This window comes from uncultured Psychroserpens sp., assembly GCF_947492715.1.
In the GTDB taxonomy this organism is placed as follows: Bacteria; Bacteroidota; Bacteroidia; order Flavobacteriales; family Flavobacteriaceae; genus Psychroserpens.
Map to the genome: position 1 here is coordinate 24075 of NZ_CANLNS010000002.1, position 18603 is coordinate 42677.

The 18603-nt window shown below is 33.4% G+C and carries 16 protein-coding genes; 1 reads left to right on the forward strand and 15 read right to left on the reverse strand.

Translation table 11 applies throughout. The features are described from left to right. Nucleotide 1 precedes the first annotated feature (1 nt). A complete protein-coding gene (locus Q0787_RS06950; RefSeq protein ID WP_298901564.1) occupies nt 2-550 on the forward strand; it encodes a 1-acyl-sn-glycerol-3-phosphate acyltransferase in 549 nt (182 codons plus the stop codon). Nucleotides 551-556: 6 nt separating this feature from the next. On the opposite strand, the gene Q0787_RS06955 is transcribed toward Q0787_RS06950, so the two are convergent. The 15 genes from Q0787_RS06955 to Q0787_RS07025 form a co-directional block, all read right to left on the reverse strand. Further along, nucleotides 557-1162, reverse strand: coding sequence for a peroxidase-related enzyme (locus Q0787_RS06955; RefSeq protein ID WP_298901565.1), 606 nt, complete (start codon nt 1160-1162; stop codon nt 557-559). Nucleotides 1163-1172: 10 nt separating this feature from the next. Then, entirely contained in the window at nt 1173-1586 is a 414-nt protein-coding gene (locus tag Q0787_RS06960) for a DUF3052 domain-containing protein (protein WP_298901566.1), read from the reverse strand. A gap of 161 nt (nt 1587-1747) precedes the next feature. After that, nucleotides 1748-2215, reverse strand: coding sequence for a nuclear transport factor 2 family protein (locus Q0787_RS06965; protein WP_298901567.1), 468 nt, complete (start codon nt 2213-2215; stop codon nt 1748-1750). A 150-nt stretch (nt 2216-2365) separates the two neighbouring features. Next, nucleotides 2366-4441 (reverse strand): DUF349 domain-containing protein, encoded by a 2076-nt coding sequence (locus Q0787_RS06970; RefSeq protein ID WP_298901568.1) that lies wholly within the window; start codon nt 4439-4441, stop codon nt 2366-2368. Between the two features lie 81 nt (nt 4442-4522). Then, complete coding sequence (locus Q0787_RS06975; RefSeq protein ID WP_298901569.1) at nt 4523-5263, reverse strand: shikimate dehydrogenase; 741 nt, start codon at nt 5261-5263, stop codon at nt 4523-4525. Beyond that, on the reverse strand, nt 5256-6275 hold the full coding sequence (locus Q0787_RS06980) for a DUF368 domain-containing protein (protein WP_298901570.1): 1020 nt from the start codon (nt 6273-6275) through the stop codon (nt 5256-5258). Before Q0787_RS06980 ends, Q0787_RS06975 begins: the two co-directional genes overlap by 8 nt. Further along, the gene (locus tag Q0787_RS06985) at nt 6275-7243 is read right to left on the reverse strand and encodes a DUF368 domain-containing protein (RefSeq protein WP_298901572.1); all 969 of its coding nucleotides are present in this window, start codon (nt 7241-7243) and stop codon (nt 6275-6277) included. Before Q0787_RS06985 ends, Q0787_RS06980 begins: the two co-directional genes overlap by 1 nt. 99 nt (nt 7244-7342) lie before the next feature. Next, nucleotides 7343-8746 (reverse strand): tetratricopeptide repeat protein, encoded by a 1404-nt coding sequence (locus tag Q0787_RS06990; protein ID WP_298901573.1) that lies wholly within the window; start codon nt 8744-8746, stop codon nt 7343-7345. 168 nt (nt 8747-8914) lie between these two features. Further along, nucleotides 8915-10096, reverse strand: a complete 1182-nt coding sequence (locus tag Q0787_RS06995; protein ID WP_298901575.1) for an aminotransferase class III-fold pyridoxal phosphate-dependent enzyme — start codon at nt 10094-10096, stop codon at nt 8915-8917. Next, the gene (locus tag Q0787_RS07000; protein WP_298901577.1) at nt 10096-11886 is read right to left on the reverse strand and encodes an OstA-like protein; all 1791 of its coding nucleotides are present in this window, start codon (nt 11884-11886) and stop codon (nt 10096-10098) included. The genes Q0787_RS06995 and Q0787_RS07000 overlap by 1 nt, the downstream gene beginning before the upstream one ends. 70 nt (nt 11887-11956) lie before the next feature. Then, nucleotides 11957-13228 (reverse strand): adenylosuccinate synthase, encoded by a 1272-nt coding sequence (locus tag Q0787_RS07005; protein ID WP_298901578.1) that lies wholly within the window; start codon nt 13226-13228, stop codon nt 11957-11959. 6 nt (nt 13229-13234) lie between these two features. Next, nucleotides 13235-13690, reverse strand: a complete 456-nt coding sequence (locus Q0787_RS07010) for a Fur family transcriptional regulator (protein ID WP_298901579.1) — start codon at nt 13688-13690, stop codon at nt 13235-13237. Nucleotides 13691-13716: 26 nt separating this feature from the next. Continuing rightward, complete coding sequence (locus Q0787_RS07015; RefSeq protein ID WP_298901583.1) at nt 13717-15921, reverse strand: RelA/SpoT family protein; 2205 nt, start codon at nt 15919-15921, stop codon at nt 13717-13719. Nucleotides 15922-15986: 65 nt separating this feature from the next. Beyond that, a complete protein-coding gene (locus Q0787_RS07020; protein WP_298901584.1) occupies nt 15987-17291 on the reverse strand; it encodes a DUF4474 domain-containing protein in 1305 nt (434 codons plus the stop codon). Between the two features lie 68 nt (nt 17292-17359). Continuing rightward, nucleotides 17360-18601 (reverse strand): M48 family metallopeptidase, encoded by a 1242-nt coding sequence (locus tag Q0787_RS07025; RefSeq protein ID WP_298901585.1) that lies wholly within the window; start codon nt 18599-18601, stop codon nt 17360-17362. Nucleotides 18602-18603: the final 2 nt, after the last annotated feature.

Below are 18603 nucleotides of genomic sequence, written 5' to 3' on the forward strand. Positions count from 1 at the left end.
TATGCGGTGGCTAGCACGACTTATCTATTTTAAAATTTGGGGATGGAAAGTCACTGGTAATACCAATTTCTCAAAAGACACTATTAAAAAAGCGGTAATAATAGCTGTTCCTCATACAAGTTGGCATGATTTCTTTATTGGTATATTACTTCGGAAAGTTGTTAATGTGAAAACTAATTTCATAGCAAAAAAGGAACTGTTTAGATGGCCATTTGGTTGGTACTTTAGGGCAGTGGGAGGTGCTGCTATAGACAGAACTTCTGGTCAAAACAAAGTAGACGCTATTGCAAAATTGTTTGCAGATAAAAAAGAATTTAGATTAACCTTGGCGCCAGAAGGAACAAGAAAAAAAGTTGAGAATTGGAGAACAGGTTTCTATTATATTGCAAAAGCTGCTCAGGTGCCTATAATAATGTTCACTTTAGATTTTCAGAATAAACAAAATCATATTTCACAACCGTTTTATCCTACAGATGATGTGGATGCTGACTTTAGGTTTATGAAGGCGTTTTATAAGGATGTGAAAGGTAAAAAACCTGAATATTCATAAGCCTTGTTAGGAATGGTTCCAAGAGTTCTCGTCATCTTTATTTTTAGGCGATAAGCCTAAAACTTCATTTTTGGTATTTACACCTAAACCTAATACTGTTCTGTTGGCATAGTTGAAATAGGCTACAACTTGATTGATTTCTAAAATTTCTCCATCAGAGACACCCAAATCTCTCAATGCTTTAATATGATTTTCTGTAATGCTATTTGGTTTTAAACTTAGGTTTTTCGCATATCTAATAATGCCTAATTCTTTTGCATTAAGAATTGTGTCCAGCGAGTCGTTCTCAATATGATGTTGGAGAAGCATAGCTCTGTCAGCATCATTTAAAAAACGTTTCATACCTTCAAAATGATGCTTGTAACAATAATCACAGTCATTTATAAAACTAGTATAAGTTCCTAAAAATTCTAAAAACCAATTAGGGTAGGTGTTATCGGTATGATGTAATGTGTTTTTGTAAAGACTCATATGTCCAATTAAAGTATGTGGTCTTAAACTATGGATGCTTAAAACGTTATCAATTTGATTATTAGGACCTTTTATTTTAGAATAAATAGATTTTAGTTTGCCTGTGGCTTTTTCAAATGGGATTACTGTTATCCAACTCATAGTAATATTGTTAAGTTCTGTCTTTTAATCTATACACGAATTTAAGTCCGCTCCAATCTGCATCAATGGCCGCAACTTTAATATCAACTAATCCTTTATTCAAGATTAATTTTCTTACTGGTTCTCGCTTTAAATCTGTAATTATTTTGCTGCTACCTTTTGGCCAACTCACCCACATCAAACCATTAATTTTTAGTACAGGTTTATATCTATCAATAACTTGAGACAAGTCTGTAAGCGTTGTACAGAAGACATGTATGAAATCTGCAGATTTTTCTTTTAATGTCTTCAGTTCTATAAGGTCTTCTGGTAAATCTTCAAACAAGCTAAAGTAGTGATTAGGAGCTCTATAGAGCAAGAATGAGTGTCCATATTTTAAGCCTAATTTTTTCGCTAAAGGTGTTTGCGAATATCCTGAATTCATGTTGTTTTTTTGATCAAATTTTATATTTTTGGCACACATTTTGAGTTACTTAAAATGTAATCAAATACTGAAACATAAAGTAAACTATTAGTCCCTAAAAAGAAACAGATATTGATTATTACAAAAGCTATTTAAGACCATCTTAGATAGCTTTTTTGTTGTTAGAGCTTATTATTTTCAAACTTTGAGAGTAAATGATTGGTTTGCTGGTTCAATTTTCTTTTAAAAAAGCCTGTCCCTCCTAAAAGTAAACCTTTAAAACCCATGGCTTGCTTTGCCCATTTATGCAAATCAAAATAGTCTGTATGTTTTATGATTTTTCCATCTTTAAATTCAAAAGATGCCGAAATAACATTATGAACTTTTCTTCCCGTTTTACTGAAATTATAAAAGGCTTCCCATTGGGCACTACCATTATTATCATCAGTTTTGATATTAGAAAATGTAATTTTGAATTCTTTTCCTTTCTGTGAGTTCGCAAGCATTCGCCACATATTACCTGCTTGCGGGCCTTTTAAAACACCAAAAGCTGGGTCTTCAAATACAATGTCGTCATGATAACACGATGCCATTGTTTCCGCATCTAATTGATCAAAGGCTGTATAAAATTTCTTAATGAGTTCATCCATGTTTTAAAGTTAACAATTATTCTGTTATGAACGCTTACTTAATTACATGGCAACGAGGTTTAGATTATAAGATTTCGAGTTTAAATTTGGTAAAAGAAAAAAGACCATCTAAATAGAGATGGTCTTTTGAGTGTTTTATATTAAGCAGTCTTAGTACATGCTCTTTATTTTCTTTAGTTTTTCTTGCCAAATTAAAAGGCCTTGTTTGTGCTTTTCAATATTTTTAATAACATCTTTAACTAAAGGATTACTTTCGTCAACATTAGAGAAAAACTGCATATTATTCTCAAGTTGATTGATTTCTCCTTTAACTTCTGAAATTTTCTTTCTAATAAAGTTTTGCTCATTGTCCAATAACCTCGTATCATTTGGTTGAGATAAACTTTCCAGTTTATTTTCAAACTTGATCATTTCCAATTTGGTTTTATCCATATCCAATTGACCAAAAAGTCCATCTAATGCTTTATTGAATTTACCATCAATATAGCGCTTGTTTGATGGTACATGACCAATAGCTTTCCATGCCGAGATTTTCTCTTTTATACTTTTAATATCTGCCTCAGGTTTGCCAGATAACTTCAAAGCATTAACCTCTTCTAATAAAGCCGATTTTTGTTCATAGGCAGCCATCAATTCTTTATTAGCTTCATTGCGCTCTGCATTTAATCGATCAAAATAAGCGTTACAAGCACCTTTAAATTCTTTCCAAATTTTATCACTATCTCGCCTCGGTACATGTCCAATTTTTTTCCAATCACTTTGAATTTTTTTCATCAAAGGTGTTGTTGCAGCAAAATCTTCATTATCCTTATTATCTATTGCAATTTGAATTAGAGCTTTCTTTTTCTCTAGATTATCATATTGATCCTTCTTAAGATTTTTATAAAAGGCATTTTTATTTCTGTTAAATGTTCTAACTGCACCTTTAAATTTAGACCAGGTCTCTTCATTTACTTTTTGAGGTACTTTTCCTGCATTAAAGAAATCCTCTCTTAAGGCTTCAATAGATTTAATCTTCTTTTGCCATGCTTGGTGAGAGCTAGATGTGTCTGACGCAACTTCTTCAATTTTAGAAATAATTTCTTCTTTACGTTCTAAGTTCTTTTCGCGAGCCTTGTCTAAATTAGCATAATACGATTGACGCTTATCATGAATTGTCTTAGTTGCATCACTAAAACGTTCCCAGATTTCATCACGATGCTCTCTAGCCACAGGCCCTAGGTCTTCTTTCCAAAGTTTATGTAAAACTTGTAACTCTCTAAAAGAACGATTAATGTTATCATCTTTTGCTAATTCTTCAGCACGTTCAATAATTTTAGTTTTTTGCTCCAGATTGTGCTTAAAATCCATATCACGTAAGTCGCGATTTAAATGCAACACGTCATAAAATATTTCTACATGATGGTGGTAGGAATTCCAAGCATTGTTATAGCGATCTCTGGGAATAGGTCCAGCATTACGCCATTGTTCTTGGAGGTCTTTAAAATGTTTATAAGTAGTGTTTATATTTTCTTCAGCATTTACAAGTCCCTTAATTTCCTCAATAATATGAAGTCTTTTTTCAAGGTTTGCTTTTAAGTTATTTTCACGTTCTTTATAATAGGCATTTAAGCTATTTCTATAGGTTTTAAAGGCATTATTAAAACGTTTTTTAACAGGAGAGGAGTAGTAAAAATCAATTGCATTTCCACCATCGTTTATAAATTCTTCTTTTTTCTCATCCAGAAGTGCATCAAATTTAGAACCGAATTCTGATTTGATTTCATCAACTTGAGCTTTAATGTTTTGAATTTTATGGTTGTCTATAAGCTGCTCAAACTCAATAGTGAGTTGTTCCATAGACATAGAATGGTAGTCTTTAGATTCTAATTTATGACGTTCAGCGTTAGCCTCGTCTTCGGCATCTTCGGCATTTGCTTCTTCAATTTCTTCAACGTGAGCGTCGATTTTATTTGTGTCTTCTGCTTTAGGCTCATCGGTATGCTCTATAACGTCATCTACAGCATCCATGACGTCATCAACGTTTTCTTTATTAGTTGTTTCGGTTTCTATAGTTTCGGTCTCTTGCGAAATATCTATGTTATTTTCGACAGGCTCAGTAGACTCTTTTACCTCTTCTAAAATTGGCTCTTCTGAATTAGTTTTCTTTTCAGGAGATTGAGGTGCTTCGGTAGTATTTAATTCTATTTTTCCATCTGCTTCTTGCAGGTTATCATTCTCAGACATTTTTCAATGTTTTATGTATTAGAAGGCTAATATACAACCAAGCGGCTGATTTACAAAAAAAGAAATCTTAGTTATGATTTTTTAAGAGTATAAATTCCAAATCTTCCATGATTTTTCAGCTTGGAATACGAGCATTTGATAACCGTTAATAGTACTAGCTCCCTGGAGTTTTGCGATTTTTAAGAACTTGGTTTCTTCGGGATTATAAATTAAATCAAATACCAAGTGCTTATTCGAAATACCATCATATGGAAGATTTGGGCAACTATTGATATTTGGATGCGTTCCTAACGGTGTGCAATTAATAATAACCTTATATGATTTTATATGATCTATAGTAAGGTCGTCGTAGGTGAATTTTACACTATCGCTTTTTTGTCTTGAGACGTAGTCATATTTTATTTTCAACTTTTTTAAAGTATATGCAATTGCTTTTGATGCACCACCTGTACCAAGAATAAGCGCTTTTTTATGATGTGATTTTAAAAAGGGTTTAATAGATTTTTTGAACCCATAGCAATCGGTATTATGCCCTTTTAGTTTGCCTTTAGAATTTATTGTTATCGTATTAACTGCTCCAATTTTTTTTGCTTTTTTATCAAGAGTGTCTAAATATGGGATAATTTGTTCTTTATATGGAATCGTGACATTTAAGCCCGAAATGTCAGGATGGGTTTTAAGTAAATGTTCAAAATCGGAAATATCCTCTATATCAAAATTCTCATAAGTACATGAGAGTTCTTCAGCTTCAAATTTCTTACTGAAATACCCTCTTGAAAATGAATAATCAATATTTTTTCCTAATAAGCCTAATTTAAACATGTGCTTTTTTTGTGCGTTGACCATACCACTCTAAAGCAAGTACGATAAAAATTCCTATGATAATATAGCCTATGGCAAAATAGGTTTCAGAAGTTAGTTCAGGTAAAAAACGTTCATAATTAGAGATAATTTTCCCTCCATTTGAATCTAGCAAGAAACTCCCGTCATTTTGAGTTTTGAATATCGTTTTCTTCCAAGGCCAAACTACACCCAGCGAACCCACAATAAATCCAATGATAGAAGCTGTTGTAATGCTTTTATAATGTTTTAAAACATAACTCAAAACATGCGAAAATGTTACTAAACCAGTTACAGAGCCCAAGGTAAATACAACTAACACCTTAAGTAGTCTCACACGGATTTCATTTTGTAGAAAGCTAAAATCTCCTGAAAAAACCTCGGCAATTGTATCATATAATGCGTTCACAGAATCAACAAGTAGCAACACATAATTACCTAAAAGAATTAAGATAAACGATCCAGAAAAACCAGGGAGTGTCATCCCCGAAACACTAATTATGCCACAGAAAAAAACAAAAAACAGGTTGTCATTTTCCATTGCAGGATCTAAAAAACTAATAGCAATACCTAAGGAAATGCCAATAGCTAAAGATAGTATGCTTTTATAGTTCCAATCTTTAAAGTCTTTATTGATATAGTAAATTGATCCTACGATCATTCCGAAAAATAAACTCCAAACATACAATTCATAATTTTGGAGGAAGTAATCTAAAATTTTAGATACGCTAAAGTAACTAACGATCATTCCGAAGAAAAGTAGACCCAAAAATTTCCCATTGATATAGCGGTAGAAACTTTTAAATCGGCCATTAAATAACAATTTAAAAGCTGTTTTATTAACCCTTTGTAGTGAATATATAAACTCTTCGTAAAACCCAGCAACAAAAGCGACAACACCTCCAGAAACACCAGGGACTTTATTTGCGGCTCCCATGCCTAAACCTTTTATAACAAGGAATATTTTGTCTTTTAGTGTTCTGGTGCTCTCCATTAGGCTTTTCCTTTTTTAGTACCTAAGCTCTCAAGTACCAATATCGTTGCAAACCCAGCAATTATTAAAACTAATGCTAATACAATCTGATTATCGCCACTATAGGAGGTAGGCAAAATACTTTTATCTAAAACAGTTACTTCTAAGCCTTCAGAATTTATTCTTGTTTTTAATACCTCTTTCCATGGCCATATTTTATTTAAAGAGCCTATCATAAATCCAGTAAGGATGGCTAAGGTCAAGTTTTTCTTATGTTTAAACATCCAATTGAGTATTTTAGAAAACACTTTAAGACCAATAACAGCTCCAATGCCTAGAAGAAAAAATTTAAGTAAGGCATCTTTTAATAAATCAAAGTTCCCGGTTGTAACACCTTCAATGAGATTATTTACGGTGTTAATTGCAGTTTCATAAGCACCAAGTATGAGTAGTATAAAGGCGCCTGAAACGCCAGGAAGAATCATTGCAATAATTGCTATAAAACCACAAAATAATAGATACAAGGAACTATCTGGTGATGCAAACGGTTCGGCTAGTGTAATAAAATAGGAGAGGACCGATGTTATTGCTATAGCAGCAATTACAGATAACGACCAAGATTTTATTTGTTTTGCAATGTATAATACACTCGCCAAGACGAGTCCAAAGAAAAACGACCAGAGTAAAATAGGCTCATTGTGCAATAAGTACTTGATGAGCTTAGCCAAAGATAAGATGCTAATGAGTATACCTGAGAACAAGGCTAAGAGAAAGGTCCCATTTATAGAAGACCATGCCGCTTTGAATCCCTGTTGTTTCCAAATTTTAAAAACTCCTAAATTTAAGTTGTCAATACTCTCTATAAGCTCTTCATAAATCCCAGAAATAAACGCAATTGTACCGCCAGATACGCCTGGAACAACATCTGCTGCTCCCATTGCTATTCCTTTAAGTGTTATGAAAAAGTAATCTTTAAACTGTCTCTGCATGTTGATTTTTAATAGCTAGCGTAAAGGTATGAAATAGCTATGAGTAATTTCAGACAAAGTTTAATTTGATTTGACTTGTTTGTAGAAAAAAGTAAGTGTCTATTTTTTTGCGTTACTAATCATTTCAATAACAGAGGGTTTATGCAAAACGTTTGGAAATAACTCTTCTAAAATGAAATAAAACTCGTGATTTAGCAGCAATGCATTTTTTAAATGATAATGCCCCTTGTTACTTTGATTTAAGCTAAAGTTTAAACCAGCCAATCGAAATTCTAGTTCTGCCGTTTCTGGATAAAACTCTGCCGCTTGAATCAAATTCATGATTGAAGCCTCATATTCACCAAGTGCAATAAGAATGTCTGCTCTGGACAACCATGTTTGTAGTTCGTAATTACCTAAATCGAGTGTTTTTTTATAACCACGTTCAGCTTCCTCGAGAAAATTGAGACGATGGTTAATTTTTGCGTATAACTTCCAATATACGACGTTTTCACCATCTATATTAATGGCTTTATTAATATAGAACAGTGCTTTTTGGTAATTCTGTTTCTTATTATAAAATTTGGTAATAGCAATCCATCCTTTATCTAATAAGGGGTCTTCATGAACTGTTTTATAAAAATATTGTACAGCCAAATCATCATTACCAAGTTTTTCATAACAGTATCCAATTCGTAATAAAGCGAACGAAGTTGGTTCATCTAAGGCTAATGTGATTTTATAATTTTCAATAGCTTCATGGAACGCTTTTTTCTTTTCTAGAACTTTCCCTTTTTCTAGATAAGCACCAACAAAACTGTCGTCAGAAATAATGGCGAAATCGAAAGCAGCTAAAGCTTTGTCATAATCTTTTATCGTGAAATATTGACGCCCTAATTGATGCCAAGCAACTTCGCAATACGGGCTTTTATCAAGATATGTATTTAAAAAACTTATAGCGTCTTCATTTTCGTCTAGAAAGTCATAACAGTAAATTACATTATACAATGCAGAATAGTCGTCTAAATCAAGTTCTAAACATTTTTTAAAATAAGTTCTCGCATTGTGAAATTGATCTAAGAATAAATACTCCATACCAATTAGAGCATATAAATCTCCTACGCCTTCATCATTTTGAGCTAAATCTAACGCAATTAAAAGGGTATTAACGGCTTTTTCATGCTCATCTTGCTTTGAAAGTACATTTGCCTTCTGTATATAGATTTCTTCGTTTGAAGGCTCTAAAATGTGTAGCTCGTCTAGTAGCTTATCTGCCTCTTCAAATTTATTCTCGAGAACAAAAAGTTCTGTTTGAAATAACTTTAAGTTGATTGAAGATGGGTGTTGTTCAAGTCCTAACTTAACTGCTTTTTTTGCTAAAGCGATTTTACCTGTTTCTAGATAATGGTGAATAATATTTTCAAACTCTACAGAATCAAAGAACAAAACATTATTAGTTTTGAGCATTGATTCAAATCGATTAAGCGAAATATTGTTGTTGTCTTGAGGTAGACCAAACTCCATAAGCAAATAGCATTGTTTGTTAAATAAAAGTACTCTTATCAGTTAAAAAATTTAATATCTAATTTTAATGTTTTCAACAAAATAGTTAACAGCTAGAGTAGAAGTTAAGATTGATAGTTTTTAATTTCTATAAATCAAAGACTTAAGTTATAATAGTAATAGCATAAATTATGCCGAAATAGAATCTAAAACTCGTGTAATAATGGCACAACCTTCAAGGATTTCATCTTTTGAAATGGTAAGAGGCGGTGTAATTCGAATTGCTTTTGGTTCAAATAGTAGCCAAAATAAAATCAATCCTTCATCTTGACACTTTAAAATGATGTCATTTGCCATATCAGCAGAATGGGTTATGATGGCCAGCATTAATCCTTTTCCACGGATTTCAGTAATCAACGGATGCTTTAAGTGTTCTCGAAATAATTTTTCCTTTTCTAAAGTATCAGAAATGAGATTAGTTTCTGTTATTTCTTTAAGGGTAGCTAACGCCGCGGCTGCGATTACGGGATGACCGCCAAATGTAGTGATATGCCCAAGTTTAGGAGCTTCTTGTAATTGATTCATATGCTCAGATGATGCTGTAAATGCTCCAATTGGCATGCCACCTCCTAAACCTTTTCCAGTGACTAAAATATCTGGAATACAATTGAAATGTTCAAAACCGAATAGTTTTCCTGTGCGACCAAAACCAGGTTGTATCTCATCTAGGATCAATAAGGCACCAACATCATCACAACGCTTACGAACCTTAGATAAGTAATCGTTTGAAGGTGCTATGAAACCAGCACCACCTTGAATGGTTTCTAAAATAACACCAGCTGTATTACGAGTAATCCATGTGAGGTCGTCGATACTGTTAAAATCAATAAATTTCACATCTGGAAGTAATGGTCTAAAAGCACGTTTCCGATCTTCATAGCCCATAACACTCATGGCTCCCATTGTATTACCATGGTACGCCCCATGCGCAGCAATAATTTCACTACGTCCAGTAACACGTCTTGCAAGTTTTAATGCACCTTCTATAGCTTCTGTACCAGAATTGGTGAGGTATGTTTTTTGTAAATTTTCAGGAAGATGATTAGCCAATAACTTTGCGAGTTCTACAGCTGGTTGCTGTATATATTCGCCATAAACCATAACATGCAAATAACGGTCAATTTGGTTTTTAATCGCCTCAACAACTTTGGGATGTTTATGACCAAGACTACATGCCGAAACCCCAGCAACAAAATCTAAATATGCTTTGCTCTCTGCGTCATAAATATAGGAGCCTTCAGCATGAGAAATTGACATTGCCAAAGGGTGTGATGTCGTTTGAGCTTGATATTTGAAGAAATCATCTTTCATCAGTTACCTTTCTTTTTTTTATAGGTGGTTGGTAACGTATTACTTAAAGGCTTCTTTTTTTTCTTAAGTCTATCCTTTTTTGGTATTTGCCTGTTGGCTTTATTTTCTTTGCTTTTGTCTTTCTGTTTTGCCGTGTTTACTCGTTTTAAGAGCGCATCATCAAAGAATTCGTCATCTTCAACATAGGGTTCTAAGCCTTTAATCACTGGCAAAACTAATGGAGGATCGTCACTAAACAAGTCTTCTACGCTTTTGGGTTGTTCATCTCCTCTCCAATCAAAACCTCTAAACTTTCGTGCGTTTTCGGGAAATTGAGATTCAGGATATATGTCTCCATCGACCTGATTAAATAAAGTTATTATTTTATAAGGACCGTCAAATTTAAGGTTAATGCTACCTGATTTTGACTTATTAATACCTATTAAAGTGTCGTTATCATCTCGCGTATAAAAGATGATTTCAGCATTTTTAATAATATCAACATTATAAAGTTCATTATCTTTAAAAAGACCAATTAATCGCTGACCTTTAATTTGATTAAAGCCATCACCCAAGGTGTCTTTACTAATAAGGAATGCATTATTGAATACTTTAAGCGAATCGAGTTCTTCTTTTTCCACATCAGAGATTAAATGAATAGAATCTCCAGTCATTTGGTTACCTAAATTCCATAAAACAGGTCTTCGTTTTACCGAAAAGTCATCACCAGTTGCATAACGCTTTAAATTAATTAATTGCGTTAGTCCAGTTTTATGGTCGGCATGTATAGAATCGGCCTTACCACTCATATCACTCTTGTACATTTTGGCATTAAAGAATGCTCTGGTGATACGATGTTCGGGTTTTCCAGTGACCATTAAGGTATCGGCATGAATATAAATAGAGTCATTTTCTTGAACGGTAATTGCCAAGGCACGTTTCGTAATGAATACAGAATCTTTAGCTCTAAAAACTTCAGCATAATGGCCTCTAACGATACTTTTATTAGTGGTATCTGTTACTGTAATGTTATTTGTTGCCGAAACAAAACTCCTGTTTCTGTCAAAATATAAGCTATCACCTTTAACCTCTCGATTATCATAATCAACTTTTGAGTTCTTTACAAAATAACCCAAGTCATTGTTTGTATCGTAGAATCCGCGTTCAGAGTATACTTTACTGGTTTCACCAACAATTGTAGAAGGGCCATACATATAAGCATGTCCTGTTTCAGAATAAAAATCTAACTGGTTGGTGTTAAGGGTGTATTCTGGATTAACAAGAACCACATCTTTTTTGAAACGATACTTGCTTTTGTTTAAATAATAACGACCAATTTGGCTTGTAATCGTTCCAGAAGAATCTCGAACCACCTTACCCATACTTTTGTAAAAAGCCTCTTGTTTCGTTCTATCAAAAAACAGTGTGTCTGTTGTTAGTGTAGATTGAGGCTCGGTAAGTACAACATCACCTGCGGCAAAAGCTAGTTGAGTAATACCACTATATTCAACATATTTTGATGTCATATTAATGGTATCTCCTTGCTTGATAACCACATTACTAAACGCTTCTATAAAATCTTCATCATGATAATATCGTGCCTTATCGCACCACATATCAACGCCTTCATGAACAATGTGAATTTGACCTTGGTCACTACGAACAAAAGTGGTAACGTTAGGGCCTGAAAGCGAATCCCTAACGGTAAATCCAGAGTATTCTATAAAAATTTTCTTGGATTCTTGAGCATAGCTGTAAGTTGTTGCAAAACAACATGCGAGTATAAATATGTATCTGAAAATTAGATTCAAGTCAATATGGTTTGCTCCAAAAATAACTATATTCTCTTCGGAATAGTATGCCTTAACAGATTTTTAATACCTATCTATTAATAGTTTGGGTTCTATCTGGACCAACAGAAACTATTGTAATAGGAATCTCTAATTCTTTTTCAAGAAATGAGATATATGTGTTTAGTTCATCGGGAAATTCTTTGACATCCCTCATTTTAGTAAGGTCTTCTTTCCAACCTTTAAATTCGGTATAGATAGGAGTGACGTTTTCTTCCTCAATATTAAAAGGCAAGTGATGAATTGTTTCACCTTTGTACTTATATGCCGTACATACTTTTAAAGTTTTAAACCCTGAAAGCACATCACCTTTCATCATACTTAGTTGTGTAACACCATTAACCTGACAAGCATATTTAAGTGCTACCAGGTCTAACCAGCCACAACGTCTAGGTCTACCAGTTACGGCTCCAAACTCATGACCAATACGTGCCATTTCGGCTCCTGTATTATCAAATAATTCGGTTGGAAATGGTCCAGACCCAACTCGAGTTGTATAGGCTTTAAAAATCCCGAAGACTTCACCTATTTTATTTGGAGCTACACCTAAGCCAGTACAAGCTCCTGAAGCTGTAGTATTAGAAGATGTAACAAATGGATATGTTCCGAAATCAATATCTAACAATGAGCCCTGAGCACCTTCGGCTAAAATAGGCTTACCAGCTTTTAAGGCTTGGTTTAAATATTCTTCGCTATCTATAAATTGCAATTCTTTTAAGCGTTTTACAGCCGCAAAGAACTCGTCTTCCATTTCCTTTAAATTGTATTGAATGTCTACATTGTAAAAGCCAATCATAGCTTCGTGTTTGTTAGCCAAAGCACGATATTTTTCTTTCCAATTGTCTAATTCCAGATCTCCAACTCTTATACCATTTCTACCTGTTTTATCCATATATGTTGGTCCAATACCTTTTAAAGTAGAGCCAATTTTAGCTTTTCCTTTAGAGGTCTCTGAAGCAGCATCAAGCAAGCGATGAGTTGGTAAAATAACGTGAGCTTTTCTTGAAATAATCAATTTTGACTTATAATCTAAATTAAATTGATCTAAGCCATCTAATTCTTGCACAAAAACAACAGGATCGATTACAACACCATTTCCAATGACATTGATAGAATCATCGTGAAAAATTCCAGAAGGTATTGTTCTAAGCACATGTTTAATTCCATCAAATTCTAATGTGTGTCCTGCATTTGGCCCACCTTGAAAGCGGGCAATAATATTGTATTTGGAGGTGAGTACATCAACAATTTTTCCTTTGCCTTCATCGCCCCATTGTAATCCTAGTAGTAAATCTACTGCCATTGTGTATTAGTTAGTTGGTTTGTTTTTTGTTCCGTAAAAGTAGAGAGAATGGTTAGAGATAGAAATATCAAAAACCTCTTCAATTGTTTTTTTGATTGATTGGATACGAGGGTCACAGAATTCGATAACTTCACCAGTATCTGTCATGATAACATGATCATGTTGCTTATCGAAATATGACTTTTCATAATGCGCTTGGTTCTGCCCAAATTGGTGTTTCCTTACCAAAGCACATTCCATTAAAATTTCAATTGTATTGTAAAGCGTAGCACGACTTACGCGATAGTTTTTATTTTTCATTTTGATATACAACGATTCTATATCAAAATGTTCTTCACTGTCATAAATCTCTTGAAGAATAGCATAACGCTCGGGTGTTTTTCTATGCCCTTTTTCTTCTAAAAATTTTGTAAAAACGTTTTTTACAATCTCTTGGTTAGTCTGTTCTGTTTGTTCGCTCATAATCAAGGCACAAATTTACACATTTTTTAGACTCTAGTCACTTTATCTATTCCATTAATTTTTTTAAGATTATCAATTAGTTTTTTAAGCATGTTAATATTGTTTACAACAACGTTAATCTTACCACTAAATACGCCATCATCTGTTTCAAAACTGATACTTTTCATATTAACGTGCATATTTGAAGATATCACTTGAGTAATGTTATTAACTAATCCTAAATTATCAATTCCAGAAAGTTTAATTTGAGTGGCAAATTCTTGCTGAGTAGAATCAATCCATTTGGCCTTCATAATACGATAAGCGTAATTTGATTGCATACTCAAAGCATTCGGGCAGTTTTTCTTGTGCACTTTTATACCATCATTTATAGTGAGGAACCCAAACACCGGATCTCCGGGAATAGGATTGCAACAAGACGATAACTTGTAGTCTAGTTTCTCTTCTTCTTTACCAAAAACGAGTTGATCATATTTTGATGTTATTTCGTCTTTATCAAGATCTGGAGCCACTGTAGGTTTACGAATTCTATTTTTAATATAGCTCATAAACATATTGCTACGAGACGACGCATAATCTTTTAACATGGTGTTGTCTATAGTACCAATTCCAACGCGATAAAATAAATCTAAACTTGTTTTTAATTTGAAATGATTTACCATTTCATTTACCGATTTCTCGTCTAAAGTTATTTTTAGTTGCTTTAGTTTACGCCTTAAAATTTCTTTTCCTTCTTCGGCAACATCTTTCTTCTCTGCTTTAAGTGAAGATTTTATTTTGCTTCGAGCTCTAGCTGTTGTAGCATAGTCTAACCAGTTACGATTTGGCTTGATATTTTCAGCAGTAAGGATTTCTACTTGGTCACCACTATTTAACTCCTGACTCAAAGGAACAAGTTTACCATTAACTTTGGCTCCTTTGGTTTTCATGCCAATTTCAGTATGTATACTAAAGGCAAAATCTATTGGTGTAGCTCCTTTTGGTAAAGACTTTAATTGTCCTTTTGGAGAAAACACGAATATTTCTTTAGAATAGAGGTTAAGTTTAAATTGCTCAACAAAATCTACAGCGTTCGTTTCGTTACTTTCTAGAGCTTCTTGTAGTTTATCTATCCATGTATCCAGCGCATCTTCTGCGTTGCCTTGTTTATATTTATAGTGTGCTGCATACCCTTTTTCGGCAATTTCGTTCATTCTTTCACTCCTAATTTGCACTTCCACCCATCTGCTTTTTGGTCCCATTACAGTAATGTGTAGCGCTTCGTACCCAGTAGATTTAGGAGATGAAATCCAATCACGTAATCGGGTAGGATTGGGTCTAAAATGATCTGTAACTATAGAATAGATTTTCCACGCAAGGAATTTTTCGTTTTGAAAATCGGATTTATAGATAATTCTAACAGCAAATTTGTCATATACTTCTTCAAAATCAACACCTTGTTTGACTATTTTTTTTCTGATAGAATAAATAGATTTAGGTCTTCCTTTAATTTCGTAATTAAGCCCTTCTTTATCCAATGAATCAACAATGACTTTAGAAAAATCTTTGATGTAGCCATCCTGTTCAGATTTACTCTCTTGCATTTTTTCGAGAAGATCATTATAGACTTCTGGTTCGGTGTATTTTAATCCAAGATCCTCAAGTTCTGTTTTAATATTGTAAAGTCCAATTCTATGTGCTAGAGGTGCATAAATGTATAAAGTTTCCGAAGCAATCTTCTCTTGTTTATCCCGACGCATGGAGTCCATGGTTTGCATGTTATGAAGTCGGTCTGCTATTTTAATGATGATAACACGTACGTCATCATTAAGCGTTAATAACATCTTACGAAAATTTTCTGCTTGTGTCGATACATCGGCATCTTTACTAAGTGAAGATATTTTGGTTAAACCATCTACAATACGCGCTACAGTTTCTCCAAAAAGACGTTCGATATCATCTTTGGTATAATCTGGATTATCTTCAACAACATCATGAAGTAAAGCAGCGGCAATACTCGTAGCGTCTAGACCTATCTCACTCGCTACGATTTTAGCAACTGCAATAGGGTGGAAGATATAGGCTTCGCCCGATTTTCTCCGTTGTCCATTATGCGCATCTACAGCAACTTCAAAGGCTTCCCTAATTAACTTTTTGTCATCTTTAGAAAGGGTTTGATAACTTACTTTAAGAAGCTCTTTGTAGGCTTTCGCAATCTCTGCATTTTCTTTTTCTATCTCTACTTCAGTCATAGAACTAAAGTAACAATAAGATTTTTATTGTGCAATGGGTTTTATGCTTTGTTTTTAAATAATTCTTAGGTCCTTCCGTTTGCATTAGAAATTTCATTAAATCCGTCTATTGCCAAACTAATGTTTGTGTAATCACCATTTGGAATAAGTTCTATATCACCAATTATTTTAGCAATAGGAAATAAGACAGAACGTTTTGCTAAGACAGGGTTTCCTAGTTCAAATTTGGCCACGTATTCTTTGTTACTTACACTTAAATTACCAGTAAAGGTGACTTTTGGTAGATTTTTATTAGAAATAGAATCGGTATATAATTTGTCGAAAGATTCAAACCCACCAGATAAGGATTTTGCAACACTATGTGATTGGTTAGAAAAAAAGATGAGATCAGCCTTTTTAGAAAATTCGATATGCCCATCATTTACGGAGGCTTTCGGACTTGTAATTAAGAAAAGAGATAAATGTTGATTTACTATAGAATGTTTTAACTGTACTAATTCAGTTAAAGAATTAATCCAACCATCTAAAGGTTTAATGGCTTGGCTAATTATGGTTTCAAAGTAGGAAACATAATTAGTGAAGTATTTTTCTATTTTTTTAGCTAACTCTTTAGGAATAGTATTTGGATTATTATTTGGAAGATCAAAACTATCATAAACTGCAACGATATCTTTATTAGCCTCATTAATTTCTGGCATAATTGGATTGTGAAGTCGTGGTTGGTATTTGGTTTTCGGTCTGTCAAAAACAAAGTTAATTGAATTTGAATCTAAAGTGTATACGTATCCCATATGCTTTATAGCCCCTTCAAAAGCCTTTAGCATGGTTTCTTCTGGGAAGGTTATGGCAACTTCCATTTTTAACTGCTCTGGTTCTGAGTAAATTCCCCATTTAAAACCCGTAAGCCACCAATCTTTTTCTTGACCTCTTGTAAACAGTAATTCATTATCACGATATAAAGAAAAATGCATGTCTAGCATTTCGTCATTACCAACGCAATTATAGAATAAATTGTGATTTGGATTTGGGTCATCTGGGCGCTTACCTAAGTATTTGTCTAAAGTATTATATATTCCAGAATGATCATTTGGGTTACGATTATAAATGCCAATTTCACAACCAGTTTCTAGACCATATTGTCCTTTCCAAAGTTCAATCATCCATACTTTATTATCATATTCAAAAAATATGGGTTCGCAATCTATATTGGCACTTATCATAAATGCGGCAGCATCATAGCCATAAGCATAACCCAATTGTCTTTGAATCGCATACATACGAGAATAAAGAATATCTTGTTTTGGATCATACCTAAAACCCGCAAGATAAATAGCATGAGCTAATGCGCTGGTTGGTTGCCATTGTACCATAATGTGTTCTATTAATAACTAAAAAGAGAATACTTTTATGGCGAAGTTCGTTTAATTCTAAACTGAAATCAATACGTAGTTCTACGTAAATTTCTAACACGTTGAAGCAATGTTGGATGGGAATAATGTGCTAATACATATGATGGGTGAGGTGTTAGGTTACTCAAGCTGTTTTTTGATAATTTTTTAAGAGATGTGACCAACGGTTCAGCTGCATACGTATGCTTGGCATAATCATCTGCCTGGTATTCAAATTTTCGTGAGAGATGATTCATTACTAAACTTGTTAATTCTGAAATAGGCGAGTAGAGGAGTCCAAAGGCTATTAATCCAACATGAAAACTAGGTGTCTCTACACCAAGCGCATTGGATAATAGTGGGTTGGAAATAAAAATAGATAGAATAAAAAAAGTGATTCCGGTTAAAGCTATAGACGCTATTAAGTTGTAAATAATGTGTTTTCGTTTGTAATGACCTACTTCATGAGCAAGCACAGCAACAATTTCTTCATCATTAAGTTCATTTACTAAGGTATCGTAAAGTGTAACACGCTTTTCATTACCAAACCCAGAAAAATAAGCGTTAGCTTTAGTGCTTCTTTTTGAACCATCAATAATAAAAATCTTGTCGAGATTAAAACCAACAGATTTTGCATATTCTGAAATTTTATCTCTTAAACTACCTGCTTCTAATGGGGTTTGTTTATTGAAAAGAGGAACTACAAGTCTAGAATAGAACATGTTCATGAAAATGGTGAAGAGTGTCACGATTCCCCAAGCATATAGCCAAAACAAATCTTGAGTTTGTTGGTAGAACCAAATAATTAATGCTAGAATTCCTCCACCAATAATAGCCATCATAATCAATCCTTTAATCTTATCTAAGATGAATGTTTTTCTTGTGGTTTTATTAAAGCCAAATCGTTCTTCAATCACAAAAGTTTTATAATAACTAAAGGGAGTAGAAATTAGGTCGCTGCCTAACATAATGATGCCAAAGAAAACTAAAGCAATTACTATGGAATAGTCACTAAAACTTCTAGCTATCGTATCTACAAATTCAAAACCATCAAACAATAAAAAACCAAGTGTTAGGATTAATGAGAAAAGAGAACTCCATATTCCGAATTTATAATTAGTTTTTTTATAAGATTGCGATTTTTTGTATTCTGCTTCATCGTATACATCATCCAACTCTGTTGGTATTGGATCATCATAATGTTTAGCATTGAGTGCATCTAAATATTTATCTATTATAAAGTTGAAAATGATAATGCCAATAATTAATAAGAAAAGTATTTCTGCTGTCATAA